This is a genomic window from Epilithonimonas sp. KH_059 (genome assembly GCF_057838485.1).
In genome coordinates, this window is the sequence record NZ_CM174468.1 from 1,132,022 (window position 1) to 1,152,329 (window position 20,308).

Sequence of the window (20,308 nt, forward strand, 5' to 3'; positions counted from 1 at the left end):
GGAGCTGCTTTTGAATAGAATAGAGAGTTAAATTCTCCCCATGGGAGGTCCCCTACTCGAGATATGAAAAATCTCTGTGCTTAAATTGCGGACTTCAAAAGAAAACAAAAGAGGGGTTTTCTTTTCGTGTTTCACCTCCGGACTCCAAATTTTGGGAGACTCAAAGCTAATTTGGTGCGATAAAAAATGACAAGCTTGACAGTCGCTTGCCCCGTGAAGAGTCGTAACTTTCTGTAACGAATCTCCACTCGTGACCAAAAACTCGGTACTCGTACGGGAGTGTGAGTGGTGGTGAAAAAGTGTGGAAAACACCATGACCAGTACATACACCGCGCAGAGCGCAGTGGATAAAACCGGTTGTAATTTTTGAGTTTTCCGCATTCTGCTAAATTAATAAATTCTTTCTTAACAATGCCCCTAAGCAAGTCTGAAAAATTGACTAGAATTTAGTAAATTTGTGTCTCATTAGAAACCCTATAGCAAATGACAAAGAAATCCATGGTGAAAAAGATTGGAGTCTTAACTTCTGGAGGCGATGCACCCGGAATGAATGCGGCAATTAGAGCCGTAGTAAGAACGGCCATCTATCATGATTTGCAAGTCGTTGGAATCCGAGGTGGATACAACGGTCTGATCGAAGGGAATTACACCAAAATGGGGCCTCGCTCCGTGAGCAACATCATTAATTTGGGAGGGACCATTTTAAAATCGGCCCGATCCAAAGAATTCCGAACCGCAGAGGGAAGACAAAAGGCCTTTGAGAACTGCAAGGCAGAAGGCATTGAAGCCTTAGTTTGCATCGGCGGAGACGGTACGTTTACCGGCGCCCAGGTGTTTAGCGAAGAAACCGGAATCAAGGTCATCGGAGTTCCGGGGACCATTGACAACGATATCTTTGGAACCGACAATACCATTGGATACGACACTGCCTTAAATACGGCGATGGAAGCTATCGATAAAATTAGAGACACGGCCACCTCTCACTCTCGAATCTTCTTTATTGAAGTAATGGGAAGAGATGCAGGCTTTATCGCTTTAAATAGTGGAATTGCAACCGGAGCTTTGGACATTTTAATTCCAGAGCAAAACGACAGCATGGAGGAGCTTCTTACGACGTTTAAAAAAGCGCACAAAAGAGGAAAAACCTCAAGTATCGTGGTCGTTGCAGAAGGAGAAACCCTAGGTTCCACTTACGAACTTGCACAAAAAACAGGCGAAGAGTTTCCGGATGCGGACATTCGAGTGACCATCTTAGGCCATATTCAACGAGGCGGCTCCCCGAGCTGCGCCGATCGAGTACTCGCTTCTCGTTTAGGCTACGGCGCGGTCCTTGGACTGATGAACGGAGAATCCAACGTGATGGCCGGACTTCAAGCGAACCAACTGGTTTATACTCCAATAGAGGATGCCATTAGAAAACACAATGAAATCAACCAGGACCTTCTGCAAATCTCAGAAATTCTGGCCCTATAATTAATCAATCAAAATCAATTTATTATGTCAACAATTAAAGTAGGTATCAACGGATTCGGAAGAATTGGTGGTTTGGTATTCAGTGCTATGCTAGAGCGCGACAACATCGAAATCGTAGGTATCAATGACCTGATCAACGCAGAATACATGGCGTACATGATGAAATACGATTCCGTGCACGGACGTTTCGATGGCGAAATCACAGTGGAAGGAAATGACCTTGTAGTCAATGGAAAAAGAATCCGTGTGACGGCAGAAAGAGATCCAAACAATTTGAAATGGAACGAAGTGGGTGCAGATTACATCGTGGAATCGACTGGACTTTTCCTTTCTAAAGACCTAGCAGGAGCCCATTTAAATGCAGGAGCAAAAAAAGTAATCCTTTCCGCTCCTTCAAAAGACGACACCCCGATGTTCGTTATGGGAGTAAACCATAAAGAACTAACAAATGACGTTGCGATTTTTTCAAACGCTTCTTGTACAACAAACTGTTTAGCTCCCCTTGCAAAAGTACTTCACGACAACTACGGTATCCTTGAAGGACTTATGACCACAGTCCATGCGACTACGGCGACTCAAAGAACCGTGGATGGACCTTCCATGAAAGACTGGAGAGGAGGACGTTCCGCTCTTCTAAACATTATCCCTTCTTCCACAGGAGCTGCGAAAGCCGTAGGAAAAGTAATTCCAGAATTGAATGGAAAACTAACGGGAATGTCATTCCGTGTACCTACAGCAGACGTTTCTGCAGTAGATTTAACGGTAAGACTAGAAAAACCTACTTCTTACGATGAAATTTCTGCTGTGATGAAAAGTGCTTCTGAAGGCGAACTTAAAGGCATCCTAGGGTACACCGAAGATCCTGTCGTTTCTCAAGACTTTATTGGAGACAAAAGAACTTCTATCTTCGACAAAGGAGCGGGAATTATGCTTTCTCCTACCTTTGTGAAAGTGGTATCTTGGTACGATAACGAAACCGGTTACTCTAACAAATTAACAGATCTATTAGTTCATTCTGCTTCTCTATAGGAAGTACACTATAAATCATCAAAAGCCAAACCCCTCCCCTTCGAGCGGTTTGGCTTTTTTGCTATAGGGCGGCAAAGAATTTGCAGTACTCTAGGCTCCATTTAAAGATTAGAAAAATGACCAAAATAGCGGAGCCTCGGTTCCACGAAAGTCCTCACTTTAACGAATTCTGGACTAAGGGCATGGGCAAAAGGCTCTTAGATTGGTCGGGAGCCCACCCTTCGCTTGAAGGGTTTGAGAAACTCTCCCCCCTTTACTATCAAATTGACTCTTTGGCCGACCAGGTGGTTAGCGATACGTACAAAGCGATGCCTTACCTAAAGGCAAGTAGCCTTATTTCCAAGTATATGAGAAAAGAGGATACTGCCAGCGAGCCAAAGGTGGAAAGTTTAGAGAAGCTTTTAACACAGATGAGGGCGCGTCCCGATTGGTATAACCCCGAGCTAGCCAATGTAGGGGCAAGACTTTGCATGCGAGGCGGAGTTAACTCCCTAATGGTCTTACGAGACTACAGCCTAATGGGCGGGTATGAATTTGCCTACCTAGCCAAACCTCTTATCTATACGGGCCAATTAAAGAAAGGAGCAGTCAAAAGACTTAAGGATACGTTAGAATTTTGGGTGCTCGTCACGCGCGAAAACGCAATTACACCCGGCTCAGAAGCCTTTGAACTTATTCTAAAAACGCGCTTAATGCATTCCTACGCGAGACTTTCCATTTTGGAAAATGCGGAGGATTGGAACACAGAGCTCTGGGGGGAGCCTATCAATCATTTTGACATGATTGCTACCTATCTAGGATTCTCCCTTGTCTTTCTGCACGGACTCTCTCAACTAGGCGTGAAAATCTCAACTCGCGAAGAACTAGGCGTTTTTCATCTCTGGAAATACGTCGGAACTCTATTAGGGATTCCCACGGAGCATTTACCCGACACGAAAAAACAGGCCGTCGAGCTCTTTTATCAGTGGTCTACTCTTCAAGACAAAGCGGATGCGGACTCAAAAGAACTTGCACAAGCACTTTTGCGAGAGAACCTAGAGAGCACCATTCAGCCTTATCAGTTTCAACGAAAACTGCTATTGAAACTTCACCAAAGCATGTCTACGTTTTTTCTAGATCCTGCAATCTTGCAGCGACTAGCCATCCCAAAAACCGATTCTCTTGGACTCTTTCCAAAATTAAATTGGGGATTAAACCAAGTGGCACAAAAGCTCCTTCACTCGTCCAGCGCCAATAGCGCAACAAGACTTGTAAAGCTAGGGGACCGCGCGCAGCGTCAAGTTCTTACGGACTACCGAACCCATAGCTGAGGAATTTCCATTGCCTTTTCACTGGCTGTTTCAGAGATCTGAAAATTGCTACAAAAATTAGCAACGCTCTAAGTGAATTGCGCGATTAATTGCGTATTTTTGACGAAATAATTTGACTTATGAGCGCAGCAGACGATAAAAAGAAAGCGCTAGCCCTAGTGCTAGAAAAACTAGATAAAACCTATGGAAAAGGGACTGTGATGACCCTTGGAGACAATTCGGTAGACACTTCCATCGAGGTGATCCCCACCGGATCTCTTGGACTTGACATTGCCCTTGGGGTGGGTGGATATCCAAAAGGAAGAGTGATCGAGATCTACGGACCTGAGTCCTCAGGGAAAACCACTCTGACTCTTCATGCCATTGCAGAGGCTCAAAAATTAGGAGGCATCGCAGCCTTCATTGATGCAGAGCATGCATTCGACCGCCATTACGCTTCCAAACTAGGAATTAAATTAGACGACTTAATTATATCTCAACCGGACAACGGAGAACAAGCCCTTGAAATTGCTGACAATTTGATTCGTTCCGGTGCGGTTGACATCGTAGTGATTGACTCGGTAGCAGCCCTTACGCCTAAAGCAGAGATTGAAGGAGAAATGGGAGAATCCAAAATGGGTCTTCATGCCCGTTTGATGTCTCAAGCCTTAAGAAAACTAACAGCTTCGATTTCAAGAACAAAATGTACTGTGATTTTCATTAACCAGTTAAGAGAAAAAATCGGGGTCATGTTCGGAAATCCAGAAACCACGACCGGTGGAAATGCTCTTAAATTTTACTCTTCCGTTCGAATTGACATTCGTAAAGCAGGTGCTCCAATCAAACAAGGGGACGACGCAGTAGGAAGTCGCGCGAAAGTGAAAATTGTAAAAAACAAAGTAGCACCTCCTTTTAAACAAGCAGAATTTGACATCATGTACGGAGAAGGGATTTCGAAAACAGGAGAAATCTTAGATGCAGCTGTGGATTTAGGCATTGTGAAAAAAAGCGGTTCATGGTTTAGCTATGAGGAAACCAAACTAGGTCAGGGACGAGACTCTGTCAAGGAAGTTCTTAAAGACAATCCTGAACTAGCAGAAGATTTAGAAGCACAAGTAAAAGAAATGCTATTCTCTAAAAAATAACTTTTTTTAGACTAAATACAATAAGCCCTCTATTCTACCAAGGATTAGAGGGCTTTTTTGATTGTAGCACATCCTTACAAGTCGATAATTTTTCTACCTTTATACCCACCCATTTTGTTTTCCTTAAGACTATGAAAAAATCACTGCTCCTAAGCCTTCTGTTTGTAACGGCCGTTATCTCTGCACAAACGCATCGTTTTATTTACGAACTAAAATTCAAATTGGATTCTACAAGCACGGAGCTTATGTCCACTCAAATGGTATTAGACATCAACCCAGATTCCGTGAAATTTTACGAACACGATTTTTTGGAAATGGATTCCATAAACAAGGCCAACCAAAACAGCGGGTACCAGGTCTGGGGCTACCAGAACCTTGTGACTAGAAAACGGAACTCTTTCGAAAATAAAAACTATGAGAATACGGACAATGTTTTTGTGTATACCACAAGCGATCCCCTCCAATGGAAACTAAGCAAGGACACTAGGAAAGCAGGAACCTATACCTTACAGAAAGCAACTACAGACTTTGGAGGTCGGTCTTGGATTGCTTGGTTTGCTCAAGAAATTCCTTACAATGAAGGACCTTACAAATTCAGAGGCCTTCCGGGACTCATCTTTGAAATTCACGATACCAAGAACTCATTTGCCTATTCGATGATTGAATCTTTGAATCTAAAGGAGACCTTTGATACAAGCGGCATTATCGAAAATTACGCGGGTGGCAAACCTATTGAAATCAGCGAGAAGACCCTTAAGCAGAAGAAACTAGAGTACTACGAAGATCCCCTAAAGGATTTTAGACTGCAATTCGATGAACAGCCCAACACGAAATTCTTCTATCGTGGAACGCAGATCACCGCAAAAGACCAATTAAAGAAGCACGAAAGGGACGCACAGGAAAATATTCGAAGGGAAAACAACCCGATCGAATTAGACAAAGCCATTCACTATCCTAAAAAATAAGCAGAAAGCAAAAAAAGTCCCTTCTAAACAATCCCCTTTCGTTATAGATTGTTGAGTGGATCCCAGAAGCGAGTTTTAAACTCCACGATCTTGGTTCCATGGACTTTCACGCCTTCTTTTTCTAAAGCTTTCGTAAAACGATCGAGACAGCTCGCAGCTATGTGACCGGTGCTGTTACATACCCTATGTGCTGGAAAACTAGAGGGGTAATCCCGTAGAGCATTCCCCACATGGCGCGCATGGTTTGGATAGCCCACTGCGCGAGCAATAGCACCGTAGGAAGTAACTCGTCCCTTCGGGATGAGTTCAATTATCTCGTACACTTGAGTGTTAAAAAGGGGATCCATCTTCCAAAGTTAGCAAAAGAGTGACAGAAAGAAGCTTACAAGGCATAAAAAAACCAGTGGAATCAAACCCCACTGGTTTTCTGTTTTCAAATTTGTTTAACTCTAGGAGTTTTCTAGAATGTATTGGAACATAAGAGGCGCACAGATGGTCGCATCACTTTCCACAATGTATTTAGGCGTATGAATGTCTAGTTTCCCCCATGTAATCTTCTCGTTCGGAACCGCTCCTGAGTAAGAACCGTAAGAAGTGGTTGAATCTGAGATTTGACAGAAATAAGACCAGAATGGAGTGTCGGTCATTTCTAAATCTTGGTAAAGCATCGGAACTACACATATAGGAAAATCTCCGGCGATTCCTCCTCCAACTTGGAAGAACCCAATTCCTTTTCCTCCTGAATTCTTAGGATACCAATCCGCAAGGAACATCATATACTCAATCCCTGACTTCATGGTTGAAGGCTTAAGCTCTCCTTTGATACAATAGCTACTGAAAATATTTCCCATGGTGGAATCTTCCCATCCGGGTACGACGATAGGTAAATTTTTCTCTGCTGCGGCAAGCATCCAAGAATTTTCTTTCGGAATCTCATAATACTGTTCTAACACTCCAGAAAGAAGCATTTTGTACATGTATTCGTGTGGGAAATATCTCTCGCCTTTGCTTTCTGCATCTTTCCAAATCTCAACGATATGCTGTTGAAGTCTGCGGAACGCTTCTTCTTCTGGAATGCAAGTGTCTGTAACACGGTTAAGTCCTTTTTCAAGTAAATCCCATTCCTCTTGAGGTGTAAGGTCTCTGTAGTTAGGTACTCTTTTATAATGCGAGTGGGCAACTAGGTTCATTAAATCCTCCTCTAGGTTAGCACCTGTACAAGAAATAATCTGAACTTTGTCCTGACGAATCATATCGGCCAAGATTTTACCAATTTCTGCAGTAGACATCGCACCTGCAAGGGTAATCATCATTTTACCGCCGTCTTTAAGGTGAGCTACATAACCTTTAGAGGCATCCACAAGGGCTGCAGAGTTAAAATGGAGGTAGTATTTCTCAAGAAATTCTGTAATGGGTTTACTCATTATTGTAATGTTTTGGCAAAGATAAGATTTTGCCTAATATAACCCTATGCCGTTCGTTAACATAAAACTGCAGACCGGGTGAAAACAAAACCCTAAGGATTTTTTGAATAAAAAAATGACGCAAATCTTTGCGCCATTTTTTTAGTCTAATTTTTTAGTGAAAGGTTTCCACCCAGTCTTCTACTTTTAGAATTTCAATCTTTCGATTTCCCTCTCTAAAAGGCCACTCAATTACATCGCCTACTTTATACCCTACGGCTGCAAGAGCAATATCCGAGAGAATGGAATGCTTGTTTTTTTTAGGTTTGGCCTTATCAGAAGACACTAGAATGTAGTCATTTTCTCTATTTTCTGTGTGGTCCTTAATGGTTACTTTTTTATTTACGGTCACAACATCTTCAGGAAGTTCACGTCTTAGAACTTGCTTTGCATGTCTTAGCTCAGAAGTCAGTCTATTTTCCTCTTCTTGCGTCACTCGTCTTCTTCTTAAATGCTCCTTAATTGCGTCGTAAATTCCTGTGGTTAATACGATTGGATTGTCCATGTCTTGTACTTTTAATTTAAACTTGAATAGAATATTTCGCACCAATCCGGCGCGTGCAATCCTTGTACGGATCGACGGTGCTAAAACTAATTTGTTTGAATAGAGCCCTGTCCCAGATCTGACAGGGATTAGCCCATGAAGTCTTTAGAACTTTTTAGAAATGCATCTGTAAAAAGATAAGACAATGCAAAGAGAATCCCTACACAATATGTAAAACCAGCAATCTTAGAAATCGCAACCATCTTATTTACAGTTATTTGAACAATACACAAAGATACGAATAATATAACGCTCAGGCAAATCAGCTAAAATGCAATTAGAACCGATATCGCCGATCTTGTTTCTTCTGTGACAATTTGGATTTTTGGTCGAGTCTTTTCGCAATTTGGGATTTTGACGGCTTACTCTTTAGTCTCTTTTTAGGGACGATTAGGGCTTGCTCCACGAGCTCAGTGATGCGACGAGTCGCAATTTCCTTATTCCTTAGTTGAGACCTCTCTTCACTTACAGTCACAGAGAGTACACCTAATGAATTAATGCGTGTGCGAAGTTTATCACTCACCCTCTCAATCTGCTCTTCATTTAGAAGCAGGGTATCTTTGACCGACCAAAGGACCGTCACACTGGTTTCTACCTTATTTACATTTTGTCCTCCCGCCCCGCTGCTTCTCTGGGTTCGATAGGATAATTCTGACTTTAAATCCATTTTACTTAGTTTGCTCTTCGAGCCATTTTTTTAACAAAGGACGACTAATCTTCCCATTTGGCGTGCGTGGAATTTCCTTTACAAACAAAACTGCTTTGGGACGAAAAAAATTCTTCTCAAAGGAGATTTGCTCCACCATTGAGAGAATCTCGCTCGATTCCTCTCCTTCAATCACTAGGATTAACTTTTCCCCAAGGACTTCATCTTTTAATCCTACAAAAACAGCCTCTCTCGGAATCTGTCTTTTGACCAAAGACTCCAACTCCTCCGGCCTAATTTTCGCACCTCCTGAATTGATCACATTGTCGGTTCGTCCCAAAAAACGAAACTTATCCTTTCCAATCAATTCAACTAAATCATTCGTCTGAATGAGCTCATCACTTACCTTTGGGGCTTTAATAAGAAGAGCTCCTTTAGAATCAAGCTTCACTTCGATTCCTTCAAAGAGAGTGAAATAGTCCTGCTCCACAGGATATAGCTGCTTAAGAGCAATATGGGAAAGCGTCTCTGACATGCCGTACGTTTCGTATATAACCGTAGAGCCTTCTTCCGCCGTATTTGATTCAGAGGCTAAAACCTCATGTAGCTTCTTCTTAAGGGATTCGGATACGCCAGCTCCTCCAATAATCAACTTTTGTACCTTACAAATAGCATGCAAACTGTTTTCTACCTGCAAAGGAGTCATCGCACAAAAGCCAATTCTTTCCTTAAGGCTCTCCAAGGGACGAAGGGAAGGATCAGCTATAGAAAGAGTAAGTCCTCTTTCTAGACTTCGCACCACCATCATCTTTCCTGAAATGTACTCAAGCGGAAGGCACAAAAGAGCCGTATCCCCACGCTCCAGATCTAAAAAGTCACAAGTCATTTTTGCAGAATTTAGCATCTTTTCTTTGTTCACTTTTAGAACTTTAGGAACCCCAGTGGATCCGGAAGTCTGAACTTCTACTTCATTTGACCTGGAAAACCACTCTTTCACAAATGAAATTGTCATTTGCTCAAATTTTGTTTTTGGCAATAACTGATTAATATCGAATGACTTAAAATCTATTTTCATGAACTCCCTGTTTTACACGTCTTAAAATTATACTTTTTTAAACAAAACTTTTGCAAATGTGTAAAAATTCTTTAAATTTGCACCACTTAAATATACAGACCCATGGTGTAGCGGTAACACTACTGATTTTGGTTCAGTCATCTGGGGTTCGAATCCCTGTGGGTCTACAAACAACTACTGTTAATCAGTACTTTACGATTATTAGGGACTAAATCAGGGACTAACGTTCCTGATTTTTTACCTTTTAACCGAATTTCGCGAATGATTTTCAATATGGATGAAATTGTTGTTTATTCCATCATTCGTATTAACACTTATAATAGAATTTGATTTATCAGAAATGTCACTTTTAAAAAGTCTGTTATTTTCAATTTCTCTTTCTTTCATATAATCTATATCCTCATTCAAACTCAGTCGCACTTTTTGTTCTTCTTCATATTGCTCAATTAAAGCAGTTTCCGTAAGTGGCAATGCGTCTAATTTCTCATCTATCTTGGATATATTCTTTGCGGTTGCGTGAGATTGCATTTCGATCTCCGTTACGTTCACGCCTTTCTCAGATAACTTTAAAATCGTATTATGCACTTCCGCTTTGGCTAAATCTATGCTTTTCTGGTAGGACACCAATTGGGTTTTCCAGTAATTTGCGTTTACATCTTCACTACTTTCGGAATACTCTAAAATTCTGTAATAAGCATTTTCCGCCTTATGAACTTCGGACTGTACCTTTGTAAAATCTTCATATTTTCTTAAAACAAAAGCACTATCTGCAAGAAATTTATTCTTTTCACTTTCTAATTTTTTTTTCAGCATTTCTATTTCAATTTTCGCTCTTGTTTCGGGATTGGTGATGATTGAAGTTTTAAGTTCCTGTGTACTGATATCCGAAATGTCTAAAACATCTGCTCCTTTTTTCATTGCTTCTAAATATCTCGCCTGTTTTGCCTGCAATTTTTGCAACATAAAAACATCGATGCTGTCGTTGGTTAACATAAAGTTGATACGGACGTTTTCATTTCTGTTTCCTTGTCTCCAGGCGCGACCTTCAATCTGTCGAAGTGAAGTGAAGTTGTATGGTAAAGTAAGTAAATAGACGTCGGTTGTATTTTCTTGGAGATTCATTCCTTCTTGAATGGCTTCGCTACCGATAACAATTTTAATTTTTCCAGCGTTAAAATCATCTTGAATGGAAATTCGTTGCTTCTTGCTTGTTGCTCCAGTTATAATTCCTATTTCTTCTGGTTTATAATTCACCTCCTTAATGAGGTATTCTTTCAATTTTGGAAATTGCGCTACTGCCAATTCGGAATAAATAATCTGTCCAGAATCTGGAAGATCCTTTTTATTTTGTCGAATCAGATTCATTGTTTCTTTTAATTTTGGAGAATTTTCTATAAACTCATTCAAGGTTGGTTCTTCTCTTTCATAATAAATTGATAGATAAGGCGAAAAGGCGATTAATCTAGCGTTAAGAATATGAGTCAGAATTGCTCCTTTTATCAAGCACAGACAAAGTTTTAAAGAAAGTGACCATTGTAGACAGCGAGGGGATTTCATCTGTATTTACGTATAATTATACGGCCGGTAAACTTACTACTGCACATTTTGAAGGTGACGGTGAAAAGACAGATTACACCTTATCCTACGAGAATAATTTACTTTCTAAATTAACTATTCTTCAAGACGACGGCAGTACTGAACTTACTACGACACTCAATTTAACGTACAATGGCGGTAAGGTTGCAATGGCCTCCGGAAATATGACGGGTGACGGACAGGAACTCATGAGAAATGAGACCAATTTTCTTTATCATTCAACCGGTAAACTAATAAAAGTGGACACCGTAATGCTTATGGAAGATCTGGATAATCCGGGAACATACAAGCCTGCAACCAAAATGGTGAGCGACCTGTTGTTTACCGGAAACAACCTGTCTCAATGGAATATGACGATGACCACGATTGCCCCACCGCCAATTGTGATTCCGCCGATTGTTTTTGACATTAAATTAAGTAATTACGACAGCAATAAAAACCCTTGGGCGACGCTTCCTGTTGAATTTACCATTGCAGGCTGTCATTTTATGACAGGCACCAACGCGTTCACAGGATTATCAATGAATAATTACAAAACCGTATCGGTTACATCTTCAGCGGGCAACGATGGCGGAACGTATGCATATACGTACGACAGTGCTGGTTACCCGACCAAAGCCGTCTCCACAGCGGGTACATTTACCTTCGAATATCAATAAAAATCAATGAAATACCTTATCGTCGGTCTCGGCAACAAAGGAGATGAATATACTGAAACCCGGCATAATGTCGGGTTTAAAGTTGCTGAAAAAATCGCCGAAACTATTGAAGCTCCGTTTAAATCTTCCAATTTTGGACTTTTGGCTGAAGGAAAATATAAAGGCAGAAAAGTCTTTATTCTTAAGCCTGATATTTACATAAATCTTTCAGGAAATGCGGTGAAATTCTGGCTTCAGAAAGAGAATATTCCTTTGGAGAATTTAATGATTGTCACGGATGATCTTGCTTTGCCTTTCGGAACTTTAAGAATGAAAATGAAAGGTTCCGACGCCGGACACAACGGTTTGAAAAGCATTCAGGAACAGCTTCAGACTCAGAATTATCCACGATTACGTTTTGGGATTTCTGCAGATTTCTCCGAAGGGAAGCAGGTAGATTATGTTCTTGGAAAATGGGAAGGTGAGGAAAAAGAAAAACTTCCCGAAAGAATCGAGAAGTTTTCCAAAGCATGTCTGTCATTCGTTTTCGCGGGAATTCAGAATACGATGACTGCTTTTAACGGGAAATAGCCATTTCGACGGTCTGCGTTTCCAATTCCGCGTCCATATTTTCGTCTAGCCATGTTACAATACCGCTTTCGACGCAATAGTTGGCACCCACAATTTTAATTTTTCCGTCTTTCTCCAGTTGATTCAGCGTAGTACTCTGCTGACGGATATCCTCCATGGTTTTCCGGATATTGCAAACGTTAAGTCTTTCCAGAAGATCGCTGTTTGACGACGAACGTTCTTCGCCTTCTTTAATCAAACCGTCAATACAGCCCTGAAAATGACCAACAAGATGGTTAAGGTTTTCCATGCCCATTCCTTCAATGCTTTGTGCGTCCAAACCGCCTTTCAATGCGCCACATTTCGTATGCCCGAGGACAACTACCAATTTGGAACCGGCGACATTACAGCCAAATTCCATGGAACCAAGAATATCTTTATTCACAAAGTTTCCGGCAATTCTTACACTGAAAATATCGCCTAAGCCCTGATCAAAAATTAGTTCTGCCGACGTACGGCTGTCGATACAGCTAAGTATTACTGCAAAAGGCCACTGCCCGGCGCGCGTATCGTTTACCTGCTCGAGCAGATTGCGGTTCATTTTTAGGTTCTGTACAAAGCGTTGGTTTCCTTCTTTTAGAAAATTAAGCGCTTTTTCTGGTGTTGTTGTAGATTGTGTTTCTAAGGTATGTGCTTTCATTTATTTATTTTAAAGTTGATGTTGATTTTTTTAAGTTACATGGCTCTTCTGTGGGCAATGATGATGTGTGAATCTTCGTCGTCAGCGTATTCCTGATAAGAGGTTTTGAAACCAACTAGCCTCACTTCAATATCCTCTTCTTTTGCACGGATATTGGCAAATTCCTGAATCATGTCAAGAATGTCGGTCGCGATGTAGGATGTTGATCTCGCATCAATACAAACCTGTGAGTTTGGTTTGATATTTTTCAGCGTTTTTTTAATGGGCGCTTTGTTTAGAAAAGAAACCTCTTCCGCAAGTTTTATGTTGATTTCATCAGCATCGTCAAGCTCTTCGCGACTCAGATAGTATGCCCGTTTCATGTTTCCCTGAAGGATATAGAAAACCGAAATCAATAATCCAATTCCCACACCCTTCAGTAAATCAAGCGAAACTACTGCGACTACTGTCGCGATGAAAGGGATAAACTGGTATTTTCCTTTGTGCCAGAAATGCATCACCGTTGCCGGTTTTGCCAGTTTGTAACCTACAAGGAGTAAAACTGCGGCCAAAGTAGCGAGTGGAATCATATTCAGAATAAACGGAATGGTAAGAACACAAATCAGCAATAGCCCACCATGAATAACGGTAGATAGTTTAGAAGTTGCTCCCGCATTCGCATTGGCAGAACTTCTTACCACCACTGATGTCATGGGCAAACCGCCAATCGCCGAAGAAAGCAGATTTCCGATTCCCTGCGCGCGGAGTTCCAGATTGGTATCTGTAATTCTTCTACGCGTATCCAATCGGTCAGAAGCTTCAATACAAAGCAACGTTTCAATGGACGCTACAATAGCGATGGTTGCGCCCACAATCCAAACTTTTGGATTAAGGAATCCCTGCAGATCAGGGAAAACAAGCATGTTTTTAAAATCTGCCGCACTTTGCGGAACAGGAAGGGAAACCAAATGGTCTGAACCAATCGCAAGTGAACTACCGGAAAGGATGAAGATATAATTCAGCAGAATCCCTGCACCTACTGCTACCAAAGCTCCGGGAATCATTTTGAGTTTTTTCAGCGCTGGAAATTTATCCCAGGCCAAAAGAATCGTGATGGAGACTAAGGTAACGATTACTGCACCGGGATGAATTCCCGCAGCTAATTCGGTAAAATAATTGGGGTTAAAACCATTGGCGAAAAGCGTCCGGTTCCCTTCAAAATCCTTATCAAAACCCAATGCATGAGGGATCTGCGTTAAGATGATGATGATCCCAATTCCGGCCAGCATTCCTTCAATAACGTTGGTGGGGAAATAATTTGAAATACTTCCAGCTCTGATAAATCCTAAAATCAGCTGAAGAATCCCGGCAATAATTCCTGCGCAAAGGAAAAGTTCGAATGCGCCTAAATCGGTAATAGCAGTAAGTACAATAGCGGTTAATCCCGCTGCGGGTCCGCTGACCGAGATATTCGAATTGCTGAGGTAACCGACAACCAAACCGCCGATAATTCCTGCAATAATACCGGAAAGTGGTGGTGCGCCGGAGGCTAATGCAATCCCAAGACACAGTGGGAGTGCTACTAAAAATACGACGAGTCCTGAAGGGAAATTTTCTTTAATCCCTCCGTATATAGAAAGTGTTTTTTTCATTTTTTTTGAAAAATTGTGCTGCCTTTAGCCACAGCTGGCCGTTTGGAATTTCGTACAGGAAATATCCGGACACAGTTTGTGACTACAGCGGTTGAAATGTAATTTTTGATACAGAACTGTTTGCCAGCACTTAAAAAAGTGTGGAATGTTCATTAAAAGCAATAAAAATTAAACTTCGGGAGGCGGGGAAAATATGGTAAGAAAAGGGGAAAGGTGTACAGAATCATCTGCACAGATAAATGAATTTGCTGAGAAATCTCTTTCGAAAAACTTCAGAAAGTCATGAACACTAAGTGTTTCAGGGACCGTTTTTTCGTTGATTACCAGCGGTGAGTGTTGGGTTTCTTCTTCGGAAATAATCATATTAGTCGCCGGCAAATCCCAATTGAAAAACGTGGCAATAGTTGGTAATGCCATGAAATTCAAAAAGACCGTCAATGTTATGATGCTCCAAAGTTTCATATTAATCAGATGAGGTTTTTATTTTTTTTCCTGCTCATTACCCATTCTGAGTTGGTTAGATTGTAAATTTTCTGAATATCTTTCAGAATACTCTCGAAATCAATTTCCAGATCGATGATCTTTCCTGTTTTCAGATCGAAAACCCAGCCGTGAACAATTGGATATTCATCGACCAGATACTGTTCCTGAACTACAGCCATTTTAATAACGTTGATGCACTGTTCCTGAACATTGAGTTCTACAAGGCGGTCGTAACGTTTCTGACCGTCTTCAATTGCATCCAATTCAGCCTGATGCAGCCTGTAAACATCGCGTATATTCCTGAGCCACGGATTCATAAGACCAAGATCCTGAGGCGTCATTGCAGCTTTTACACCGCCACATCCGTAGTGTCCGCAAACGATGATGTGTTTTACTTTTAGGTGCTCTACTGCGTACTGAATCACAGCTGTAGCGCTCATGTCCAATGTGTTCACAACGTTTGCAACGTTTCGGGTTACAAAAACTTCTCCAGGTTTTAAACCCATCATTTCCTCTGCCGAAACACGGCTGTCTGAATATCCAATATAAAGGTAATCAGGAGTTTGTGATGCAGAGAGGGTCGTGAAAAAGTCTTTGTCCTCAGTGAGTTTTGACTCAACCCATTTTTTATTGTTCTCGAAAATAACCTCGTACGATCTTTTCATAAATAACTGTTTCAGGGTTTAATTATATTATTTCGCATAAGTTGTTTTCTAATTCAATAGACTAAATCAATAATGCAAAAATAGATGTTCAGATTTAAAAAAACCAGTATTTAACAAAAATTTAATATTAAATTTTGTGATTAATATAGCCATGAGTGGCATTTCCGTTGGGGGTGATTTGGGCGGGATTTCCGATTACGACTGAATTTTCAGGAACATCGCAGTTTACATAAGCGTTGGGAGCAATCAGTACATTATTACCGATTGTGATATTTCCTACGATTACAGCGTTCGGTCCGATCCAAACTTCATCACCAATTTCCGGAACACCCTCAGTTTTTCCACGGTTCGTCTGAGCGATCGTTACGCCCTGCGCAATGTTGCAGTTTCTGCCGATTTTGGTTTTTGGATTAATGACCAAGGCGCCCCAATGTCCCAGATAAAAACCTTCACCAATCTGCGTTTCAGGATAAATCTGGAAACCATATTTAATCTGATGATGACGCAAAACCAATCTCCAGAACGCTCCTAATATAGATTTTTTTCTGTACTGTTGACATTTTCTTAAAATATAGATGAAATGAAGATTGGTGAGTGTGCTGATTTTATAATTAAATAATTTATTGAGTTCCTCGAGAGATGTTTTTATGTTCCAATGTTTTACCGGTTTGAGATATTCGGATGTAGAAATTTTAAACGAAGTGACATTAAAGATAATTCCATCGAAATAATAACAGTTAAAACTTCTGATAGTTTAATTATTGAACTTAATGATCACAGCAGAGCAATACTTGAAAAATATAAAGATGAAGTATATGAAAAATCTAAAGCTTTGCCAGTGATTAGCAATCAAAAAATGAATGAATATTTACGGGAACTAACGGAATTGGCAGAAATTGATGAACCGATTCGCGAAACCTACTATAAAGGTAATCAGAAATTCGATGAAGTTTCCCCAAAATACGCGCTTATGAGCTCTCACGCCGGGAGACGAACTTTTATCTGCAACGCTTTGGCTTTAGGAATTCCACCGCAGGTCGTGATGAAGTGGACAGGTCACAGTAATTATTCTGCAATGAAGCCCTATATTGATATTGCAGATCAAACTAAAATAAATGCGATGGCAAAGTTTAATATGCTGTAATCTGATTTAATCTGATTTTGTTTCCGGTAGCTAATTATGTGATCTGTGAGGTCTCTCTGTGGAATAACACTACAAGAACGTCTTTCGCGAAGCACATGATTAATAATAAATAATGGCTTACCAAAATACTTTTTCTAACTTATCACCGCGAAAATTTTTGCAATGCAGTAAGGATTCAGAAGATGAAATTAAATTTAGCGGGCTGCGGTCCGCTTTTTCATCACAATCTTCAATTAAGTTAAAAATAATTTCCTATATTTGTACTGTTTTACTTTATAATGCAAGGAACTTTAAAAACTTTATTGCTTTCCCTCACACTCGCGTTATTTCTGGCGCCGGGGATTTCCTTAGCCTGCAGTAAAAAGAACAAGCAGATTTTGAAATCAGAGGCTCATGCCGAAACTTTCATTAAACAGTCATTCGCGAAATTTCATCCGTCTTGCGACAGCGGCGATTGCAAAGATGAGTGCTGTCACCCCCAATCTCACAATTGTCAAACGGAAGGATGCTCAGGAAACTGCAGCGGCAACCTTTGCAGTTCTGCTCAGTACACTGTTTTTGCGGACAATAAATTTTTAGAGGATTCTAAAAATGGGATGTCCGGTTACTATGAGAAAAATTCTAATTTCTATTATCAGAATCCCCTGTACTCAGGTGGATTCCATACCATTTGGGAACCGCCCAAAATAGGGTAATACCTTCTTTTACATCCCGTATTATGTCCGGTCGTGAAGTGCTTTGGCACTTTATCCGTGATTATTTAACGGCGCTGTATTTCCCTTCGAACTTCCACTTCTCCTTTAAAAGTAAATTTCACAAAAGAATTTTCTTTTTTGAGCAAGGACACCTTGAAGATTAGGATGTTCGTAAGCAGTTTCTAACCACCGAGGCTCAAAAATTAACCTATAATCTAAAATTCAATGAAGAATATTCTTTTGGGAATACTCGCTTTTATAGCAGTATTCCTCGTTTCCTGCACAAATACAAAAGCAGAAAATACCCAAATTACCAATGCACAGTTTAAGACGGGCGACATTGTTCCCCACGACCAGGTTTGTATGGTAAACAATGCCTACATGGGCAAAAAACAGCTCGAAGTAAAACATAATGGTAAGACGTATTACGGCTGCTGCGAAAACTGCAAGCTCAGAATCCCGCAGGAAGAAAACGCACGCATGTCCTACGATCCTATATCTCATCAACTCATCGATAAAGCAACCGCTATTATTGCAATCTCCGATAAGAATGATAACGTCGTGTACTTCGAAAATAAAGCAAACTACGAAGCCTTTTTCAATAAAAAATAAATCACCTTTAAACTTATAAAAAAATGAAAACAGTAATATTCAGCCTTTTGGCCATCGGCACATTTGCATTCACTTCTTGTAAAGAAAATAAAGAACAGAAAAGCACCACTGAAACATCCATGCAGCATGACATGAGCACAATGTCCGACAGTGCAGCGATGGGCGATATGGCAATGGATGCAAAGGTGACCGTTACCGAAGCAAAAAAAACTACCGCTGACCTTACGGAGCTCTATTCTCATTACACCCACCTTACATTCGCGTTGTCCGGTGATGATGATAAGGAAGCGGTAAGTGCAGCAAAAGGAATCCTGGCGTCCTTTCCTAAAATAGACATAAACGGTTTTTCTGCTGAACAGAAAAAAGAATTTGCTGACCTCGAATCAAGCATCAGTGAACACGCCGAGCACATTGCAGATAACGCCGGAAAGATTGATCATCAGCGCGAACATCTGGATTTAATGAGCGCCGATTTTTACGACCTGCTGAAAGATTTCGGAACTCCAAAACCGGTATACAAAGTATTTTGTCCAATGTATAACGATAACAAAGGCGCTTTTTGGCTTAGCGATTCACGTGAGGTGAAGAATCCTTATTACGGCAAAGAAATGCTTTCATGTGGCGAGGTTCAGGAAGAAATTAAGTAAAACCGTACAGAACCATGATTCAAAATTTAATCAAACTGTCCCTCCGCAACAGGTATTTCGTTTTGCTGATAGCAATCGGCCTTTTTATCTGGGGTATTTTTGCGGTAAGGGACAATCCCATCGATGCCATTCCGGATCTGAGTGAGAACCAGGTCATCGTTTTTACGGAGTGGATGGGCAGAAGTCCCCAGATTATTGAAGATCAGGTGACTTTCCCTCTGGTCAGCAACCTTCAGGGAATTCCGAAAATTAAGAACATCCGCGCCTCTTCCATGTTTGGGATGAGCTTCGTGTATGTTATTTTCGAAGATAATGTGGACATATATTGGGCCAGAACCAGGGTAATGGAACGGCTCAATTATGCGCAGCGCTTACTCCCGCAGGATGTTACCCCTACTCTCGGACCGGATGGCACCGGTGTAGGTCACGTCTTCTGGTATCATTTCGATGCACCCAAAATGGATTTGGGAGACCAGCGTGCCCTTCAGGACTGGTATGTAAAGTTTGCGCTTCAGACGGTTCCCGGTGTGGCGGAAGTAGCCTCCTTTGGCGGCTTCGAAAAACAGTACCAACTCATTGTAGATCCTGTAAAACTCCAGTACTATAACGTCCCTCTGATGGATGTCATGAACAAAGTGAAAGCCAACAATAATGATGTGGGCGGACGTAAATTTGAGATGGCTGATATGGCCTATATCATTCGCGGTCTGGGTTACATCAAGAACGTAGCCGATATCGAAGAAATTGCTTTGGGAAATTACAACGGTATTCCCGTGCGGGTCAAAGATATTGGCTCTGTGCAGATGGGTGGCGATCTGCGTCTGGGTATTTTTGATGCAGACGGTGAAGGCGAAGTTGTGGGCGGTATCGTAGTGGCACGGTATGGCGAAAATGCAGATAAGGTCATCAACGATGTGAAAGAGAAAATGAAGGACGTGGAAAAAGGTCTCCCTGAAGGCGTCACCTTCAAGACATCGTACGACCGCAGTACTCTTATTGAAGGGGCAATAGACAATATCAAAACCAAGCTGATCGAAGAGATTATCGTGGTCGCCATCATTGTTATTCTGTTCCTCTTTCACTGGCGAAGTGCATTCAGTATCATTATTCAGATTCCGGTCACCATTGCCATCAGCTTTATTCTGCTAAATGCGTTTGGACTTTCATCCAATATCATGTCGCTTACCGGAATTGCACTGGCAATCGGGGTGATTGTAGATAACGGAATTATCATGTCTGAAAATGCGTATAAAAATCTCTCCGATTGGCAGAACCATCAACAAAATAAAACCCCCTAA

20 protein-coding genes, 1 tRNA gene and 3 pseudogenes are annotated in these 20,308 nt (G+C 41.1%); 12 read left to right on the plus strand and 12 right to left on the minus strand.

All coding sequences use genetic code 11. The features are described 5' to 3' along the window. Window positions 1-27: 27 nt before the first annotated feature. On the minus strand, window positions 28-381 hold the full coding sequence (locus AC3IRX_RS05300; RefSeq protein ID WP_489211425.1) for a hypothetical protein: 354 nt from the start codon (window positions 379-381) through the stop codon (window positions 28-30). Window positions 382-483: 102 nt separating this feature from the next. Here AC3IRX_RS05300 and pfkA point away from each other — a divergent pair, with 102 nt between their 5' ends. The 5 genes from pfkA (at window position 484) to AC3IRX_RS05325 (ending at window position 5,901) form a co-directional block, all read left to right on the plus strand. Then, on the plus strand, window positions 484-1,473 hold the full coding sequence (gene pfkA / locus AC3IRX_RS05305) for a 6-phosphofructokinase (protein ID WP_489211426.1): 990 nt from the start codon (window positions 484-486) through the stop codon (window positions 1,471-1,473). A gap of 24 nt (window positions 1,474-1,497) precedes the next feature. Next, window positions 1,498-2,502 carry a type I glyceraldehyde-3-phosphate dehydrogenase gene (gene gap / locus AC3IRX_RS05310; RefSeq protein ID WP_459112017.1) on the plus strand — a complete coding sequence of 335 codons (1,005 nt, stop codon included), beginning with the start codon at window positions 1,498-1,500 and terminating at the stop codon, window positions 2,500-2,502. Window positions 2,503-2,618: 116 nt separating this feature from the next. After that, window positions 2,619-3,812: an oxygenase MpaB family protein gene (locus tag AC3IRX_RS05315; protein WP_489211427.1), complete on the plus strand. Its 1,194-nt coding sequence runs from the start codon at window positions 2,619-2,621 to the stop codon at window positions 3,810-3,812. Window positions 3,813-3,931: 119 nt separating this feature from the next. Next, complete coding sequence (gene recA / locus AC3IRX_RS05320) at window positions 3,932-4,936, plus strand: recombinase RecA (protein WP_489211428.1); 1,005 nt, start codon at window positions 3,932-3,934, stop codon at window positions 4,934-4,936. 131 nt (window positions 4,937-5,067) lie between these two features. After that, window positions 5,068-5,901, plus strand: a complete 834-nt coding sequence (locus tag AC3IRX_RS05325) for a GLPGLI family protein (RefSeq protein WP_489211429.1) — start codon at window positions 5,068-5,070, stop codon at window positions 5,899-5,901. A gap of 41 nt (window positions 5,902-5,942) precedes the next feature. On the opposite strand, the gene AC3IRX_RS05330 is transcribed toward AC3IRX_RS05325, so the two are convergent. From AC3IRX_RS05330 to AC3IRX_RS05350, 5 genes are all read right to left on the minus strand, one after another. Then, a complete protein-coding gene (locus AC3IRX_RS05330) occupies window positions 5,943-6,248 on the minus strand; it encodes an MGMT family protein (protein ID WP_489211430.1) in 306 nt (101 codons plus the stop codon). A 102-nt stretch (window positions 6,249-6,350) separates the two neighbouring features. Continuing rightward, on the minus strand, window positions 6,351-7,325 hold the full coding sequence (locus AC3IRX_RS05335; protein WP_489211431.1) for a deoxyhypusine synthase family protein: 975 nt from the start codon (window positions 7,323-7,325) through the stop codon (window positions 6,351-6,353). 154 nt (window positions 7,326-7,479) lie between these two features. Next, on the minus strand, window positions 7,480-7,869 hold the full coding sequence (locus AC3IRX_RS05340; RefSeq protein ID WP_489211433.1) for a GreA/GreB family elongation factor: 390 nt from the start codon (window positions 7,867-7,869) through the stop codon (window positions 7,480-7,482). A gap of 316 nt (window positions 7,870-8,185) precedes the next feature. Continuing rightward, window positions 8,186-8,575, minus strand: coding sequence for an alternative ribosome rescue aminoacyl-tRNA hydrolase ArfB (gene arfB / locus AC3IRX_RS05345; protein WP_489211434.1), 390 nt, complete (start codon window positions 8,573-8,575; stop codon window positions 8,186-8,188). A 1-nt stretch (window position 8,576) separates the two neighbouring features. Next, window positions 8,577-9,629 (minus strand): AMP-binding protein, encoded by a 1,053-nt coding sequence (locus AC3IRX_RS05350; RefSeq protein WP_489211435.1) that lies wholly within the window; start codon window positions 9,627-9,629, stop codon window positions 8,577-8,579. A gap of 96 nt (window positions 9,630-9,725) precedes the next feature. Between AC3IRX_RS05350 and AC3IRX_RS05355 the strand changes: the two genes are divergently transcribed. After that, a tRNA-Gln gene (locus AC3IRX_RS05355) sits at window positions 9,726-9,796 on the plus strand. Between the two features lie 70 nt (window positions 9,797-9,866). On the opposite strand, the pseudogene AC3IRX_RS05360 reads toward AC3IRX_RS05355, so the two are convergent. Continuing rightward, window positions 9,867-11,126, minus strand: a pseudogene (locus AC3IRX_RS05360) (helicase-related protein); the annotation flags it as partial. On the opposite strand from AC3IRX_RS05360, the gene AC3IRX_RS05365 reads away from it, so the two are divergent. Further along, window positions 11,117-11,884 carry a hypothetical protein gene (locus AC3IRX_RS05365; RefSeq protein ID WP_489211436.1) on the plus strand — a complete coding sequence of 256 codons (768 nt, stop codon included), beginning with the start codon at window positions 11,117-11,119 and terminating at the stop codon, window positions 11,882-11,884. The pseudogene AC3IRX_RS05360 and the gene AC3IRX_RS05365 overlap by 10 nt on opposite strands. A 6-nt stretch (window positions 11,885-11,890) precedes the next feature. Next, window positions 11,891-12,454: an aminoacyl-tRNA hydrolase gene (pth, locus tag AC3IRX_RS05370; protein ID WP_489211437.1), complete on the plus strand. Its 564-nt coding sequence runs from the start codon at window positions 11,891-11,893 to the stop codon at window positions 12,452-12,454. Here the strand turns inward: pth and AC3IRX_RS05375 are convergent. The 5 genes and pseudogenes from AC3IRX_RS05375 to AC3IRX_RS05395 form a co-directional block, all read right to left on the minus strand. Next, entirely contained in the window at window positions 12,441-13,133 is a 693-nt protein-coding gene (locus AC3IRX_RS05375; RefSeq protein ID WP_489211438.1) for a carbonic anhydrase, read from the minus strand. The two genes, pth and AC3IRX_RS05375, sit on opposite strands and share 14 nt — an antisense overlap. 35 nt (window positions 13,134-13,168) lie before the next feature. Further along, window positions 13,169-14,764 carry a SulP family inorganic anion transporter gene (locus AC3IRX_RS05380; protein ID WP_489211439.1) on the minus strand — a complete coding sequence of 532 codons (1,596 nt, stop codon included), beginning with the start codon at window positions 14,762-14,764 and terminating at the stop codon, window positions 13,169-13,171. A gap of 168 nt (window positions 14,765-14,932) precedes the next feature. After that, window positions 14,933-15,181 carry a hypothetical protein gene (locus AC3IRX_RS05385; RefSeq protein ID WP_489211440.1) on the minus strand — a complete coding sequence of 83 codons (249 nt, stop codon included), beginning with the start codon at window positions 15,179-15,181 and terminating at the stop codon, window positions 14,933-14,935. Between the two features lie 50 nt (window positions 15,182-15,231). Further along, complete coding sequence (locus AC3IRX_RS05390; RefSeq protein WP_489211441.1) at window positions 15,232-15,912, minus strand: carbonic anhydrase; 681 nt, start codon at window positions 15,910-15,912, stop codon at window positions 15,232-15,234. A gap of 127 nt (window positions 15,913-16,039) precedes the next feature. After that, a pseudogene (locus tag AC3IRX_RS05395) lies at window positions 16,040-16,501 on the minus strand (serine acetyltransferase); the annotation flags it as partial. A 34-nt stretch (window positions 16,502-16,535) separates the two neighbouring features. Between AC3IRX_RS05395 and AC3IRX_RS05400 the strand changes: the two are divergent. The 4 genes and pseudogenes from AC3IRX_RS05400 to AC3IRX_RS05415 all read left to right on the plus strand — a co-directional run. Continuing rightward, window positions 16,536-17,056 (plus strand): annotated as a pseudogene (locus AC3IRX_RS05400) (site-specific integrase); the annotation flags it as partial. A 920-nt stretch (window positions 17,057-17,976) separates the two neighbouring features. Beyond that, window positions 17,977-18,363 (plus strand): hypothetical protein, encoded by a 387-nt coding sequence (locus AC3IRX_RS05405; protein WP_489211442.1) that lies wholly within the window; start codon window positions 17,977-17,979, stop codon window positions 18,361-18,363. Between the two features lie 23 nt (window positions 18,364-18,386). Continuing rightward, window positions 18,387-19,010 (plus strand): DUF3347 domain-containing protein, encoded by a 624-nt coding sequence (locus AC3IRX_RS05410; RefSeq protein WP_489211443.1) that lies wholly within the window; start codon window positions 18,387-18,389, stop codon window positions 19,008-19,010. 14 nt (window positions 19,011-19,024) lie between these two features. After that, window positions 19,025-20,308 (plus strand): efflux RND transporter permease subunit, encoded by a 1,284-nt coding sequence (locus AC3IRX_RS05415; RefSeq protein ID WP_489211444.1) that lies wholly within the window; start codon window positions 19,025-19,027, stop codon window positions 20,306-20,308.

Bases quoted from the DNA above. Each gene is read 5' to 3' on its own strand.
- AC3IRX_RS05300 (WP_489211425.1), bottom strand. From the start codon at position 381: ATGCGGAAAACTCAAAAATTACAACCGGTTTTATCCACTGCGCTCTGC.
- pfkA (WP_489211426.1), top strand. From the start codon at position 484: ATGACAAAGAAATCCATGGTGAAAAAGATTGGAGTCTTAACTTCTGGA.
- gap (WP_459112017.1), top strand. From the start codon at position 1,498: ATGTCAACAATTAAAGTAGGTATCAACGGATTCGGAAGAATTGGTGGT.
- AC3IRX_RS05315 (WP_489211427.1), top strand. From the start codon at position 2,619: ATGACCAAAATAGCGGAGCCTCGGTTCCACGAAAGTCCTCACTTTAAC.
- recA (WP_489211428.1), top strand. From the start codon at position 3,932: ATGAGCGCAGCAGACGATAAAAAGAAAGCGCTAGCCCTAGTGCTAGAA.
- AC3IRX_RS05325 (WP_489211429.1), top strand. From the start codon at position 5,068: ATGAAAAAATCACTGCTCCTAAGCCTTCTGTTTGTAACGGCCGTTATC.
- AC3IRX_RS05330 (WP_489211430.1), bottom strand. From the start codon at position 6,248: ATGGATCCCCTTTTTAACACTCAAGTGTACGAGATAATTGAACTCATC.
- AC3IRX_RS05335 (WP_489211431.1), bottom strand. From the start codon at position 7,325: ATGAGTAAACCCATTACAGAATTTCTTGAGAAATACTACCTCCATTTT.
- AC3IRX_RS05340 (WP_489211433.1), bottom strand. From the start codon at position 7,869: ATGGACAATCCAATCGTATTAACCACAGGAATTTACGACGCAATTAAG.
- arfB (WP_489211434.1), bottom strand. From the start codon at position 8,575: ATGGATTTAAAGTCAGAATTATCCTATCGAACCCAGAGAAGCAGCGGG.
- AC3IRX_RS05350 (WP_489211435.1), bottom strand. From the start codon at position 9,629: ATGAAAATAGATTTTAAGTCATTCGATATTAATCAGTTATTGCCAAAA.
- pth (WP_489211437.1), top strand. From the start codon at position 11,891: ATGAAATACCTTATCGTCGGTCTCGGCAACAAAGGAGATGAATATACT.
- AC3IRX_RS05375 (WP_489211438.1), bottom strand. From the start codon at position 13,133: ATGAAAGCACATACCTTAGAAACACAATCTACAACAACACCAGAAAAA.
- AC3IRX_RS05380 (WP_489211439.1), bottom strand. From the start codon at position 14,764: ATGAAAAAAACACTTTCTATATACGGAGGGATTAAAGAAAATTTCCCT.
- AC3IRX_RS05385 (WP_489211440.1), bottom strand. From the start codon at position 15,181: ATGGCATTACCAACTATTGCCACGTTTTTCAATTGGGATTTGCCGGCG.
- AC3IRX_RS05390 (WP_489211441.1), bottom strand. From the start codon at position 15,912: ATGAAAAGATCGTACGAGGTTATTTTCGAGAACAATAAAAAATGGGTT.
- AC3IRX_RS05405 (WP_489211442.1), top strand. From the start codon at position 17,977: ATGAAGAATATTCTTTTGGGAATACTCGCTTTTATAGCAGTATTCCTC.
- AC3IRX_RS05410 (WP_489211443.1), top strand. From the start codon at position 18,387: ATGAAAACAGTAATATTCAGCCTTTTGGCCATCGGCACATTTGCATTC.
- AC3IRX_RS05415 (WP_489211444.1), top strand. From the start codon at position 19,025: ATGATTCAAAATTTAATCAAACTGTCCCTCCGCAACAGGTATTTCGTT.